The following is a 13,890-nucleotide window of genomic DNA, read 5'->3' as shown; positions in this document are numbered from 1 at the left end:
TTTTATATATCTTTAGTCTTTATATTCTTACTTGCGGAAGATTCTGAAAGTGATTTACAGTATTGACTATCTCCTAGACCAACGTCTTGAAGCATTTTAATCTGTTCAAGCAATGATTGCTGAATCTCATTAACAATCAATTTCAAATCATCTGTTAATCTAATCAACTCAAAGTCAACTTCATCTATCATGCCATTTTTTAACATTTTTTTCTCAATAAAATCTAAGAGTGGTTTGTAAAAATCTACACCAACTACAAAGACTTTAACACCTGTCACTTTTCTAGTTTGAATAAGTGTTAATGCTTCAAATAGTTCATCCAATGTTCCATAACCACCAGGAAAGATAACATATGCGATAGAGTATTTTACTAGCATTACTTTTCTTGAAAAGAAGTAATCAAAACTTAAATCTTTTGTTGTAAAAGGATTAGCTGTTTGTTCAAATGCAAGATCAATATTTAAACCAATAGATTCAACATCATGATGTTTTATAGCGCCTTTGTTAGCACCTTCCATAATTCCAGGTCCACCGCCTGTCATAATGTTAAAACCGCGTGAACCTAGCATCGAAGATAATTTTTGAGCTTTTTTATAATAAGGGTGAGTTTTTTTAGTTCTTGCACTACCAAACACTGTAACAGTTGGTCCTAGTTCACCAAGTTCATCAAAGCCTTTTACAAAATCAGCAATAATTTTGAAGACACTCCAAACGTCAGCTGACTTTATGTCTTTTATATACTTTTTTGCTAATTCATTTTTATTAGCTTTCATTTTTATGCCTTGAGTTGAGTTAATCTCTCTCTTTTTGATCCGATAGAAGTTATTTGAACACCGAAGTTACCATCCACAATAACAACTTCTCCTTGTGCTATAACATGGTTATCTACCAAAATATCCAATGGATCATTTGCCAACTGATTTAACTCAATAACAGAACCTATATCCATATTAAGAACATCTTTTAAAAGCATTTTCTTTTTACCAATTCTTACACGAACAGGAAGTTTAACATCCATAATAAGAGAGATATTATTCATTTCTTCACCACTTAGTTTTACATTAGATGTATAGTCACTACTCACTGAAGACATACTCGGAGACATACTATCATGACTATTGTCTTTAGTATTGCCTTCTAATGAATTATTAAGATTTTCATCTAATATAAACATAAAAAGAGAGGTAAGATCTCCAATCATAAATTTATATACATACATTTTACTATAATCTTCAAGGCTTACGTCTGAATCCTCTCCAACAAACTCAATACTATCAATTTTAAAAGATAAAACAGGTATCTCTTTTTGTGCAGAAAGAGAGTTGCTAATTGCACCAAAAATGTTTGAGATAATCTCTTTTGAGGCATCTAAATCATCATCACTTACATCATCTCTATCACTTGCATCTTCGCCCATCATCATATCAGAAAGTGAAGCTGCAAGATTTGGGGTAAGGGCAACCATGGCAGTAGCATTAATATCTCCACTTACACTCAGTTTGGCAAGTACTATTGGAGGAATGATATTTGAAATAATGCTTAAATTTTGTTCCTCTTTCATCTCCAGTTTTGGTGCTTGACCTACAAGGGCTTCTACTGTACCAATTGTTTCATCTTCAAATAGTTTCATAAAATTATTCATCTATTGACCCTTCATTTTTATTATCATCATTTACTATATCTCTAACTCCAGAGATTTTTTCATGTCTCATGTTTTCAAAATTCTCTAATGCACGTTTAACAGCATCTTTTTCTGTATCTATTATTTCAGAAATTTGTATTGATTTTCTAAATCTTCTTAATCCAATCTGACCACGGAATCTTTCTTTGCCATCAATGCTAACCGTTACTATGTCATTTGCTGCACTTGATAACCTTACAACATCGCCAATTTGTAAATCTAAGACATCTCTCATCGTAAGTTCTGCATCTCCAAGGTTAGCTTCTACATTTACTTTTGCACCACCAAGTAAAACTTGTAATTCTGTATTTCTGCTTTTCTTGGAGCTTGTCTCATTTAGCATTAAATCTCTACTTGCTAACTTAGGAAGAATTGGCTCTAGAGATATAACTGGATAGCAGATATTCATCATACCAGAACTATGTCCAATAATAATCTCCATTACAACCATAACAACAATTTCATTTTGAGCAACAATCTGAACAACATTAGGACTTGATTCTTTTGACTCTATTGTTGGGTAAATCTCCATTACTGGTCCCCAAGCCTCTTTTAATGTACTCATCATTACACGTAAAATAGTCTCAAATAGACTTAATTCTATATCTGAAAACTCTCTACTTGCGTCAAATGGTTCACCTTTTCCACCTAAAAGACGATCTAACATAGGAAATGCTATAGATGGATTTATCTCTATTACACCACTTCCTTCTAAAGGTTTTACAGAAAAAACATTAAAACTTGTCGGATTTGGAAGTGACATAAGAAACTCACCGTAAGTCATCTGGTCAACTGAGTGAAGTTGTATCTCAACAATTGAACGCATAATAGAAGATATCTGAGATGCTAATGAACGTGCCATTTTGTCATGAACACCACGAAATGCACGTAGTTGTTCTTTTGAAACCCTATTTGGTCTCTTAAAATCGTAAAGTGTTACTTGTCTTTGTGGGAGCATATTGTCATCTGAGCTCTCTAAGATATCATCACCCTCATCCTCAACAACGTCGAGTAGTGCGTCAATTTCTTCTTGTGAAAGTATATCTGCCATATTATGCCCCTACACTTTCTTTAATTTTGTGAATAACTGATTTATGAATCTGTGAAATCCTAGACTCAGTAATATCTAAAATCTCACTAATTTCTTTTAGATTCAACTCTTCAAAGTAGTAAAACTGAATTATCAACTGTTCCCTTTCATTGTATCCAGATAGAACTTTTTTTATAACAGCAATAAGCTCTTCTTTTTCAATAAGGGCTAACGCAGCACCTTCATCACCAACTTGTAGCTGATCATGCAGTGGCATAACGGTATATATAGTAGATGCAATTCTAGCTTCATGAACTTTTTCTTCGCTCTCGCCTAATATTAGTGCCAGTTCTGCATCTGTTGGCTCTTCTTCATGGGTCAATCTGTGTTCTTCTACAGCATAATCTATAGCTTTTACTAGCTTTCTGCTAGCACGAGATAAAATATCCAAACTTCTTAGATAGTCTAGCATTGCTCCATAAACTCTTTTTTTTGCATATCCCCAAAAAGAATCATTTAATTTTTCATCATATCTTCTAGCCAACTTTATTAATTCTTCTGTTCCTATGGCTGATAAATCCATATAGTCAATTGAGCTAGGGAGTCTCTCTTTTAATCTAAATGCCATTGCTTTTACAGCAGGTAAGTACTGGATAGCCAGCTCATCTTCTTTGTGCTTGATGTCTTGCGTATATGCAGAAATCATGTTTTTTGTCCTGGCATCTCTTGAGAGTTCATTTTTATTGCGGCATCTGTAATTTTATATACAGAATCAATAAGTTTTTCTCTCTTGTTTATTTCTCTCACAAAAAGATCTAATTCTCTTTCATGTGCCTCTTTAGGAAAGAAATAAGACTTTGCAGTAATTGTTCTAAAATACATAGCAATTATTATATGTGAAAAAAGGTAAAAAAATGTAGTTATGAAAAAGGTATACAGAAGTAAACCTTCAGCATCAAAAGACTTTAGCACGCCAAAAATTATTCCGACAAAAAAGCCCTGAACTGTAAAAAAATATACAAAGTTTTCACCTAACATCCATGTACCCCAAAAATATACTTAAAAATGTTCCATTAAGCGTTTAAATAGCCCAGTTAATCCACTCTCATTTGGACTAACGAGCATATTTCGTTCCAATCTACTCGCTATCTTGCTTGCAATTGCCGTTATATCAGTGTGTGGCTGAGAATTTGGATATGAAACACTAAAGAGTGCTCTGCGCTTAATTGACGAACTTACTTTCACGTCACTGTTTATCTTACCCATAAGCTGCAAGTCTAATTTCTCACCAATATTTGCTAATGCCACTTTTCGAATCTTCTCAAAAACAGCTTCAGCTTCTTTTTCATTTTTTACTTGATTCATGATAAGACCAATATCATTTCTAAGCAAGGCAACAGTTTTGATTGTTGCATACGCGTCTGTAATAGCTGCTGGATCTGGTACAGTCACTACAATCACATCATCAGCCGCATTTAAAAACATCTGAATATGCTCACCAATTCCAGCCCCGGTATCTATTATCATGACATCAAGTTTATCAAGGACTTGAGCCTCTTCCATAAATCTTTTAAATAGTGCTGCATCTGCATACTTTAGTATTTCATCACCGCTCTCTCCAGGAATCAAAATAAGGTTTCTAGTAATAGGAATTAATATATCACTTACAGTTGCTTCGCCCTTTAGAACATGTAAGATATTTTTTTTAATCTTCACATTAAACATTACATCCAAGTTAGCCAAGCCAATATCCGCATCAAAGATACCAACATTTAGACCACTTTGAGATAGAACATAAGCTAGATTAGAGCTAATTGTACTCTTACCTACTCCACCTTTTCCACTTGTAATGGCTATAAATCTAGTTTTTTTAGACTTATTATGAGAGTTTGAAGCGACAAGTTCTTCTAGTTTTTCAGCCTGATGTCCTATCATGCTTTGCTCCTATTAAAGCCATTTAATAAACACTCAACTAAAAAATCACTACTTGCACATACTAAATCTTCTGGCACTTCTTGTCCTACAGAGAAATAGCTTATAGGACGTTTAGTCTCATAAGCGAGTGAAAAAATATTTCCAAACCCCATAGTCTCATCAAGTTTTGTAAACATTACAGTATCCACATTTAAAGTAGAAAAATTATCATAAGTAGCTTTAAGATCTTCATACTTTATTGAACTTGGCATTACTAAAACAACATCCACATTGAACTCTGTATCATTTGCTTCTAGACATTCATAAATCTTCTCTATTTTATTTTTATCATATGGACTTGAACCCATGGTATCTATAAGGATATAGTCACAATATCTAAGTGAGTTTAGTGCAGTAGCAAATTCAGGAGGATCAACAACAGTTTCAATTCCAAGTTTCATCATTCTTGCATATTGCATAAGTTGTTCAACTGCTCCAATACGATATGTATCTAAAACAACAAGTCCAACTTTATATCTCTTTTGCATCAGATAGGAATACCTTGCTGCAAGTTTAGCTATTGAAGTTGTTTTTCCAACTCCAGTAGGACCAACAAGCATAATGACTTTTTTAGTTCCTGGTGTTGGCACACTCTCTCTTCTGATTGGAATCATTTTTCTAAGAAGTGTTTGAAAATATCTTTTTACTGTTGACGAGTTTTCTCTCATTTTCAGTGGCATATGCTCTAGTGTCATTCTCATAATAGCATCAAGATGATTTCTATCCATACCACTTTGAGAAGCCAGTCTGTATATCTCAGCAAACTCTGAAGGTATTTGACTCTCTAAATCTGGTGCTTTTTCATTCCAAAACATATTTTGAATAAGTTTTACTTTGTCACCAAGTTTATTTATTTCTGATTTTATCTCTTTTAACTCTTTTGGCTCATAAGATTTAATCGGTTCTTTTGAAGTGTTATACCCATAAAGAGGATCTCTAACATTTGCTATTTCAGATATCTGTGCAGCTGCACTTGAGATATCATAAAGCACATCTGCACTCTCTTGTCTTAGTGGTTTTTGTTCATGTAGCGGCTTAATTTTATTTGGATAAGTTGAATGAACATCATTTCCATCTATTCCTATAACTATCTCATAAAGTGGTTGTCTACCTAGTGCTTTTTTCTGAATCTCACGAGTCTCAATAAGCATACCATCATCGCCAACTTCAAGCTTAGCTTTTTTTAGAGCTTCAGAAGGTGTGCGACCTGTAAATGTAAGTATCTTCATCTATTTATATCCATCAAGGGAATCATTACACTCTCTCTTTCAAACCAACTTGCATGTGGCACGGTAAGTCTCTTTGTTTTCATAAATCTGTTATCAAAAAAAATGATGTCCAAATCTAAAGTCCTTGGAGCATTTGCAAAACTTCGCTTACGAGCAAATTTTTTCTCTACTCTATGTAAGTAATCCAAAAAAGTAAAAGGTTGCATGCTGACTTGCAGTATAATAATTGAATTTAAAAAATCATCTTGGCCCATAAAACCAAATGGAGGATTTTTCAAAATCAACGAGGTTTCTAAGAGTTCAACTCTTTTATCTCTTTTAAAAAATGTAAAGAGATGTTCAAACCTTCGTTTAACATCTCCAACATTGCCACCGATTCCAACTGTAACTCTGTATCTGTGAAAACTTTTGGACCTAAGATTAGACCCGAAGTGTAAGCCTTTAAAGGTTGTTAAACTCTCATTAAGCCTACGCTTTATATACATGATTTACTGAGCTGCTTCTTGTTGTTGCTTTTGCATCTCTTGAGCTGCTTGCATTTCACTCATAATCTGTAACATTCCCATCATTGCTAGATGGTAACCAAAAGGGCCAAAACCTACAACAGATGATGTACAAACAGGAGCAATCATATTTTCTTTTCTAAATTCTTCACGACGGTTAATATTACTGATATGAACTTCTATTGCAGGAAGACCAACTGCTGATATAGCGTCTCTAATAGCTATTGAAGTATGAGTATATGCTGCAGCATTAATAATAATACCATCCGCATCTCCATAACACTCTTGAACTTTATCTACTATTTCACCCTCTAGGTTACTTTGAAAAAATTCTATTTCTATGTTATTTTGAGTTGCGAATTCTTTCATTTGTGCATGGATTTGCTCTAACTTCATTGGACCATATATATGTTGTTCACGAACACCAAGCATATTTAAGTTTGGACCTTGGATAACTACTACTTTCATTTTTTACCTTTTTTGTAAATATTAAAACTTTTAAGGAGCTATTCTATCAAAAGTAATATTAAAAAGAGTTACACAAGATCAATACTGATCTTTTTTCTCGACAAGATTTTCACAATCCATTATCATGTCATATAGGTCAATATCTCGACCAGATACATTACACACATTTTTACCTGTAGCATCTACAAATATATAGGATTCAGACTGATGGAATTGTTTAGTCATATATTTTGAAAAAATAACATACTCAGCTTCATCTAAATTACAAATAGTTTTAGATATCTTTTTGAACTTATCACACGACTTTACAAGCTTTTTAATTGATAATACTTCACTTTGCAGACTATTTTTAAGAACATCTGTCAAGTCAACAAGTTCTTCTTCTAAATTCTCAAATTTTATAAACTCACCCATAATAAACTCCTTAATAAAAATCTATTTTTTCGATTATATCATATAATATATTTCCATCTATAAATTTAAGTATGTTTAAATTAATATTATCGTAGCATCTTATAATAACAACAAATAAATTAACCTGAAAAAGAAGAAAATATGACACAGAATCATTATAATGTAATAGTTGTTGGAGGCGGTGTCTCTGGCGCTGCTCTTTTTTATGAACTAGGCCGTTATACAGACATAAAAAACATATGTTTACTTGAGAAATATGGCTCCTTAGCTTCACTGAACTCTAATGGATCTGCGAATTCTCAGACAATTCACTGTGGTGATATCGAGACTAACTATACTCTAGAAAAAGCTGCAAAAGTCAAAAGAACAGCAAAGATGGTTGAGAAGTACTGTCTTCAGTACGGTTATGAAAACAAGGTGATTTTTTCACATCAAAAAATGGCTCTTGGTGTAGGTTATGAAGAGGTAGATTACATTAAAAACCGCTACAAAGAGTTTAAATCCCTCTATCCATACTTGGAGTTTTATACTAAAGAGCAGTTAGCCGAAATAGAACCTGCTGTCATTTTTGACAAAGATGGGAAAGAGCGTCCTGAAGATATTGTTGGAATGGGTGCAAAAGGTGAATATACTACAGTTGATTTTAAAGCTCTAAGTGATACTTTTATAGATAATACTCTTAAGATAAAAGATAAAGTAACGGACATCTTTTTTAATAATGAAGTAAAGCATATTCAAAAGATTGGGAGCACTTATCATATACAAACAACTATGAGTCAGTTTACTGCTGATTTTGTTGTTGTAGATGCTGGTGCGCATAGTCTATATCTAGCACACAGAATGGGGCATGGACTAGATTTTGGTTGTCTTCCAATGGCTGGAAGTTTTTATATGGGTAACCGTAAAATATTAAATGGTAAAGTATATATGGTTCAAAATCCAAAGCTTCCATTTGCCGCTCTTCATGGTGATCCAGATATTTTAGTTAATGGCTTTACAAGATTTGGACCGACAGCTCTAATGCTGCCAAAACTAGAACGTTTTAAACCAGGCACTTATATAGACTTCTTTAAAACTCTTCGACTTGATTACAATGTTATTAAAATCTTTTATGACCTACTAAAAGATTCTGATATTCGCAACTATGTACTGAAAAACTTCATGTTTGAAGTGCCGTTTATCAATAAAAAACTCTTTCTCCAAGATGCAAGAAAAATTGTACCTTCTCTGAGTGAAGAAGATATATCATACGCTAAGGGTTTTGGTGGTGTAAGACCTCAAATCTTAGACAAGAAAAACCAAAAGCTTATGCTTGGTGAAGCTTCTATAAACACTGGAGAAGGAATCATTTTCAACATGACACCTTCTCCAGGTGCAACATCATGTTTAGGCAATGCAGTACGTGATGTAGAGGCGATATGTGAGTATCTTGGATTTAAATTTGACGAACAACTTTTCAATGATGAACTAGTAGAAGAGCAAACAATACAAGGGGATGAAATATGACAAAAACGAAAAAGAAACTTCTTTATATTACAGATCAGCAAGAGTATAGTGAGCATGGTACAATCGGTCCACTTTTTAACGGCTATCTAAAAGAGTATTATGATGTAAATATTGTATATTTTACAAAATTCAAAAATAGCTTTCAAGCAAAAGGAACAGACTATGTAGTTCCAGAGCAGTATAAAAAAGAGATTGCTTGTTATATGGATTCCAAGGGTGTTGATCTCTCTTCATACGACTATGTATTTGTTCGTAACAAGCCTGATATTTTAAAAGATATTCTCCAAAGTCGCGAAAAATATGGTTATAAAGTAGGGTATAGACTATCTTTTCCAAAAAAAGAAGAGATTTATGAGGCTCATAAAGCTAATAACAGCAATACAATTATAGATACAGTTAAAAACTATTTTCAAAAATCTTCCAAGAAAACCCTTCTATCAAAATGTGATATTTTCATGCCAACATCTAAAGACATGGAAGATACTTTTTATGCAGATACAGGCGTTAGAAGTTTTCCATTACCAGCAGGATTAGACCCAGCACGAATCACTCCGCATCGCCAGTCAGATGGAGATGAATGTCATTTCATCTATGTAGGTACTCTTGATAGTCTTAGACAATTTGAAGAAGTATTAGTTGCTTTTACAAAAGTAAACTCAAATAATTGGCATCTAAACATCTCTACACTTGACTCAGAATATGCAAGATTTGTAATACAGAAATATCCAACAATCAATGATAAAATAAGTATTATTAAGGCGGATAATTTAAATGAGTTGTTTGCTCAAGTTGATGACTGTGATGTCGGCATTGCACTATTGCCAAATATTCCTATCTACTCTACTGCAATACCGGCAAAAGTTATGGACTACTACACGTGTGCAATTCCTACGCTTATGACAGATAATGCAAAAAATCGTACACTTTTCAGTGAAAAAGATGCTCTCTTTTGTAATTTTGACAGTGACGAAATAGTTGCTAAACTTGAAAAAATTATAGATATGTCACAAGAAGAAATTGCCAAAATGGGACATTCAGGACAAGAAAAATTGCTCGCACACAAAAGAAACTATAAAATTATGGCAAAAGAGCTTTATGAAGAGTTAGAGTCACTTTAAAGTGATTCTTAATAAGCTTTTCATGGCTTATTATATATAATTTGCAACTTTAACAATAAAGATAAAATATGCAAATAATATCACCAAACTATATACTAACACCGAACACTCTGCTAACAGACTTAGCAGTTGCTTTTGATAAAACAATACAAAAAATAGCTCCTCTTGAAGAGTTACAAAAAGAGTATCCAGATGCAGAAGTAGCTGTTTTAGAAAAAAACTCACTTCTTATGCCTGGACTCATTAACGCTCACGTTCATATAGAGTTTAGTGCGAATAAAACTAATCTTAGTTATGGCGATTTTATGAACTGGCTATACAGCGTCATTGAAAATCGTGAAGAGCTCATAGGCGGATGTGACGCTACATGCATGAGTAAAGCAATTGATGCTATGCTTGAATCAGGTATTACAACATTTGGAGCAATAAGTTCACATGGAATGGATCTTCAAGCATGTGCAAAAGCTGTACAAAATGTAGTTTTTTTCAATGAATTAATTGGTTCTCAGGCAACTATGGCAGATGCACTTTTTGGTGATTTTCTTTCTCGTCTAGATGCTTCAAAGAGCGTTGCAAGAGAAGGTTTTCATCCAGCAGTTGCTATTCACTCACCCTATTCTGTTCACCCTATTTTAATAAAAAAAGCTCTTGGAATAGTAAAAAATGAAAAGCTTAAACTTAGTGCGCATTTTATGGAAAGTGAAGCTGAGAGGAACTGGCTGGATTCTAGTGATGGAGATTTTAAAGATTTCTTTGAAAACCTCTTAAAACAAAACTCTGCTGTCAGTGACTCTAAAGAATTTTTAGAGCATTTCAACGGCTCAAATGCTCTACTTACTCACGTTGTAAAAGCTAATGAAGAAGAGTTAAAGACTATTGCTTCAAATAAGCATACAGTTATCCACTGCCCAATTTCAAATAGACTTTTAGGCAATGGCGCTCTTGATTTAAACGCTCTTGATAAACAAAACATCAACTGGATTTGTGCAACTGATGGACTAAGTTCAAACTATTCTCTAGATCTTTTTGAAGAGATGAAATGTGCACTATTTATGCACTCTGAGATGCCACTATTAGAACTTGCCAAAAAACTTATAAACAGCGTTACAATCAACGCCGCATCTGCACTTAATCTTAATACAGGTGAAATTGCAGAAGGCAAAAATGCAGATATGCTTGTATTAGACTTAGACAAAGAGCCGACTGATGAGTTAGCAATTCATTTAATATTACATAGATATAATATATCTAAAGTTTATATAAACGGAAAACAAGAAAAAGGTAATTAATGCAATTTTTAAAAAGACTATTTTCACCTATAACTACAACACTGGGCTTTATCCAAAACCATTTTAAAGCTATGGTATTTGTACTAATTTTGGTTTTGATTTTTGCTCCTGAAAGTGAACAAGATCTTACTCAAAATAATCTTCAACAGATTAATTTAGTTGGACCGATAATAGAAGTATCAGAAATTTTAGAGCAGATTGAAAAAGCTGGAGCCAACAATAATGTAAAAGGTGTTTTACTTGTAGTTGATTCTCCTGGTGGAGCTGTAGCACCATCTATTGAAATAGCATACGCTATTAAAAGACTAAGAACAAAAAAACCAGTCATTGCATATGCAAAAGGAACTATTGCCAGCGGTAGTTACTATGCCAGCATCTGGGCAAATGAAATCATTGCAAATCCAGGTTCAATGGTTGGAAGCATTGGTGTAATCATGCAAGGTGCTGATATGAGTGAATTAATGGATAAAATTGGGATATCTACACAAAGTGTAAAAGCAGGTAAGTATAAACAGGTTGGAACACCAGATAGAAAGTGGGAGCCTTATGAGATAAATGAGCTAAACAAGGTTATCCAAGGCACGTATGATATGTTTACACAAGACGTAGCAAAAGCAAGAGGGCTTGATATAAAAAAGAGAGATCAGTTTGCTAATGCACATATATTTACTGCTCAGCAAGCTAAAGATGTTGGATTAGTAGATTCTCTTGGAGTAAGTCACAATGCGAAGATGAAACTTATTTTACTCAGCGGGGTAGATGATCCTATCTGGAACAAAGAAGACAAGTTTGATAAGATAATGAAAAAACTAACAGCTTCTACAGCTCTAACTCTTCACACATACTTTCCAGCTTTAATATTAAAATAGTAAAGAGGTTTTATACCTCTATTACTTTTATTACACTTTGTGTGTTTTCAAAAATTCTTTTTACTCTATCTTGCCACAGTTCACCGAACTCTTTAATCTCAACTGGTTGAGCCAAACCACCCATCATTTTTTGCATTAATTGCTGCATATTTGGATTTGGCATTACAGATGAAGGATCGTAAATAACATCTACACTTTTACCAGTATCAACTCTTGTAAACCTTGCAGAAGAGTCTATCATTGAGTCAAAATCCATTAGAGAGTGTCTTGCAAATTTTCCAGCTAATCCTTTAAAACCACTCTTATCAGTAGCGCCTGTTATTTGAGAAACTACATTGCTTATTACACCAGCAACACCTTCTTGTAATGATTCTTTGAACTCTACTTTAATATTTCCACGAACTGCCACTTCACCTGGGTAGAGAGCTTTAAGAGCCTCCAATGTAATAAGATAAGCACCTGCTACAGTTGGACAACTATGTCCAGCTGATTTTACTACATCAAGATAGTTAAATTCATATTCTCCATTTGAGAATGCACCTAAAATAGCTGAAAGTTGATCTTTAACTTTTATAACTTCTATTTCATCAAAAAAATCTGGATAACTCATAATATATTTTCCTTTTTTATCACTTTTGCACTTATACTGACTTCAGCACTCTGTGCTAAAAAATCATCTCCAACATTAAGAGTAGAAATATCTATAACCTTTGAGTCTTGTGATATTTGTGCAAAGCCTTTTTTACTTTTAAACTTTGGATGGTTGGATTCTATCATCTTTTGCAGATTTAAAACTTGACTTTGAGCAACATTGAGTTTTGTTGACATAGCATGGAAAAAAGAGTCTTTTAATATTTTCACTTCTTGCATCTTCTGCTCTAGCTTTCTCTGAATTGAATGGCTAGAATATAAGCTATACATATGAGTAAGTTCCTGCTTGGAACTCTGTATTTTTTGAGACACTATTTGTGTATATTGAACTGATAATGAATCAAGAGTCTGATACAGTTCATTTGAATCAGGAAGACACATCTGCATCGCTGCACTTGGAGTCGGTACTCTTAAATCTGATACAAAATCACTTATAAGCCAATCTATCTCATGTCCAACAGCTGAAACAATAGGGGTCTTTGCTCTAAAAATAGCATCTGCAACAATTTCTTCGTTAAAGGCCCATAGATCTTCAATACTTCCGCCACCACGACCTATTACTATAAAATCATACTCTCTTGTATCACTTACAATAATGGCATTCGCTATTGAAGATGCTGCACTGTCTCCTTGAACTAAAACATCATAGATATCTATCTCCAAAGCTCTATATCTACTGTTTGCAACGCGGAGCATATCTTGCAGAGCTGCACCAGTTGCTGAAGTTATCAGAGCAATTTTAGAAGGAAATTTTGGAAGTTGTTTTTTTATACTTTGCTCAAAATATCCTTTAGATGCAAGCTTTTGTTTCAGTTGCTCGTATGCCAAAGCCAAAGTACCATGTCCTGCTGGTTCTATTGAGAAACAATTTATCTGATATTCACCACGAGGTTTATAAAGAGTAATAGCACCATCTAAAATGACTTTGAGACCCTCTTTTAACTGAAATTTTAGTTTTGTTGCATTTCCCTTGAACATTACAGCTTTAAGAGTTGAAGTTGAATCTTTTAATGTGAAGTATATATGACCGCTGTTGTGGAATGTAATTCTAGAGAGCTCTCCTTCGACAAGAACTCGAGAAAAAGTACTCTCTAAAAGAATTTGAATCTGCTCATTTAATGATGAAACATTTAAAACATTCAAAGCTTCACCTTTATG

At 33.7% G+C, this 13,890-nt stretch carries 16 protein-coding genes; 4 read left to right on the top strand and 12 right to left on the bottom strand.

Annotation, left to right across the window (positions count from 1 at the left end; all coding sequences use genetic code 11):
* Window positions 1–2: 2 nt before the first annotated feature.
* The 10 genes from SMGD1_RS11010 to SMGD1_RS10965 form a co-directional block, all read right to left on the bottom strand.
* The gene (locus SMGD1_RS11010; protein WP_008339223.1) at window positions 3–773 is read right to left on the bottom strand and encodes an LOG family protein; all 771 of its coding nucleotides are present in this window, start codon (window positions 771–773) and stop codon (window positions 3–5) included.
* A gap of 2 nt (window positions 774–775) precedes the next feature.
* The gene (gene fliY, locus SMGD1_RS11005) at window positions 776–1,642 is read right to left on the bottom strand and encodes a flagellar motor switch protein FliY (RefSeq protein WP_008339263.1); all 867 of its coding nucleotides are present in this window, start codon (window positions 1,640–1,642) and stop codon (window positions 776–778) included.
* The gene (fliM, locus tag SMGD1_RS11000) at window positions 1,635–2,732 is read right to left on the bottom strand and encodes a flagellar motor switch protein FliM (protein ID WP_008339473.1); all 1,098 of its coding nucleotides are present in this window, start codon (window positions 2,730–2,732) and stop codon (window positions 1,635–1,637) included. The genes fliY and fliM overlap by 8 nt, the downstream gene beginning before the upstream one ends.
* Before the next feature lies 1 nt (window position 2,733).
* A complete protein-coding gene (locus SMGD1_RS10995; RefSeq protein ID WP_008339422.1) occupies window positions 2,734–3,417 on the bottom strand; it encodes an RNA polymerase sigma factor FliA in 684 nt (227 codons plus the stop codon).
* Complete coding sequence (locus SMGD1_RS10990; RefSeq protein WP_008339254.1) at window positions 3,414–3,749, bottom strand: hypothetical protein; 336 nt, start codon at window positions 3,747–3,749, stop codon at window positions 3,414–3,416. Before SMGD1_RS10990 ends, SMGD1_RS10995 begins: the two co-directional genes overlap by 4 nt.
* A gap of 21 nt (window positions 3,750–3,770) precedes the next feature.
* A complete protein-coding gene (locus SMGD1_RS10985) occupies window positions 3,771–4,646 on the bottom strand; it encodes a MinD/ParA family protein (protein ID WP_008339518.1) in 876 nt (291 codons plus the stop codon).
* Window positions 4,643–5,914, bottom strand: a complete 1,272-nt coding sequence (gene flhF, locus SMGD1_RS10980; protein ID WP_008339276.1) for a flagellar biosynthesis GTPase FlhF — start codon at window positions 5,912–5,914, stop codon at window positions 4,643–4,645. Before flhF ends, SMGD1_RS10985 begins: the two co-directional genes overlap by 4 nt.
* Window positions 5,911–6,399: a 2-amino-4-hydroxy-6-hydroxymethyldihydropteridine diphosphokinase gene (folK, locus tag SMGD1_RS10975; RefSeq protein WP_008339280.1), complete on the bottom strand. Its 489-nt coding sequence runs from the start codon at window positions 6,397–6,399 to the stop codon at window positions 5,911–5,913. Before folK ends, flhF begins: the two co-directional genes overlap by 4 nt.
* Before the next feature lie 3 nt (window positions 6,400–6,402).
* The gene (gene aroQ / locus SMGD1_RS10970) at window positions 6,403–6,885 is read right to left on the bottom strand and encodes a type II 3-dehydroquinate dehydratase (protein ID WP_008339575.1); all 483 of its coding nucleotides are present in this window, start codon (window positions 6,883–6,885) and stop codon (window positions 6,403–6,405) included.
* A 78-nt stretch (window positions 6,886–6,963) separates the two neighbouring features.
* A complete protein-coding gene (locus SMGD1_RS10965) occupies window positions 6,964–7,299 on the bottom strand; it encodes a hypothetical protein (protein WP_008339372.1) in 336 nt (111 codons plus the stop codon).
* 141 nt (window positions 7,300–7,440) lie between these two features.
* Here SMGD1_RS10965 and SMGD1_RS10960 point away from each other — a divergent pair, with 141 nt between their 5' ends.
* The 4 genes from SMGD1_RS10960 to sppA all read left to right on the top strand — a co-directional run bounded on the left by SMGD1_RS10960 (window position 7,441) and on the right by sppA (window position 12,081).
* A complete protein-coding gene (locus SMGD1_RS10960; RefSeq protein WP_008339360.1) occupies window positions 7,441–8,805 on the top strand; it encodes an FAD-dependent oxidoreductase in 1,365 nt (454 codons plus the stop codon).
* Entirely contained in the window at window positions 8,802–9,923 is a 1,122-nt protein-coding gene (locus tag SMGD1_RS10955; protein WP_008339528.1) for a glycosyltransferase family protein, read from the top strand. Before SMGD1_RS10960 ends, SMGD1_RS10955 begins: the two co-directional genes overlap by 4 nt.
* A gap of 68 nt (window positions 9,924–9,991) precedes the next feature.
* The gene (gene mqnF / locus SMGD1_RS10950; protein WP_008339226.1) at window positions 9,992–11,212 is read left to right on the top strand and encodes an aminofutalosine deaminase family hydrolase; all 1,221 of its coding nucleotides are present in this window, start codon (window positions 9,992–9,994) and stop codon (window positions 11,210–11,212) included.
* On the top strand, window positions 11,212–12,081 hold the full coding sequence (sppA, locus tag SMGD1_RS10945; RefSeq protein ID WP_008339397.1) for a signal peptide peptidase SppA: 870 nt from the start codon (window positions 11,212–11,214) through the stop codon (window positions 12,079–12,081). Before mqnF ends, sppA begins: the two co-directional genes overlap by 1 nt.
* Window positions 12,082–12,091: 10 nt before the next feature.
* Here the strand turns inward: sppA and SMGD1_RS10940 are convergent, their stop codons facing one another.
* Entirely contained in the window at window positions 12,092–12,691 is a 600-nt protein-coding gene (locus SMGD1_RS10940) for an FmdE family protein (RefSeq protein WP_008339239.1), read from the bottom strand.
* Window positions 12,688–13,875, bottom strand: coding sequence for an exodeoxyribonuclease VII large subunit (xseA, locus tag SMGD1_RS10935; protein ID WP_008339550.1), 1,188 nt, complete (start codon window positions 13,873–13,875; stop codon window positions 12,688–12,690). The genes SMGD1_RS10940 and xseA overlap by 4 nt, the downstream gene beginning before the upstream one ends.
* Window positions 13,876–13,890: the final 15 nt, after the last annotated feature.

The organism is Sulfurimonas gotlandica GD1, from assembly GCF_000242915.1.
Taxonomy (GTDB): Bacteria; Campylobacterota; Campylobacteria; order Campylobacterales; family Sulfurimonadaceae; genus Sulfurimonas; species Sulfurimonas gotlandica.
This window is presented reverse-complemented; position numbering and strand designations above follow the sequence as displayed.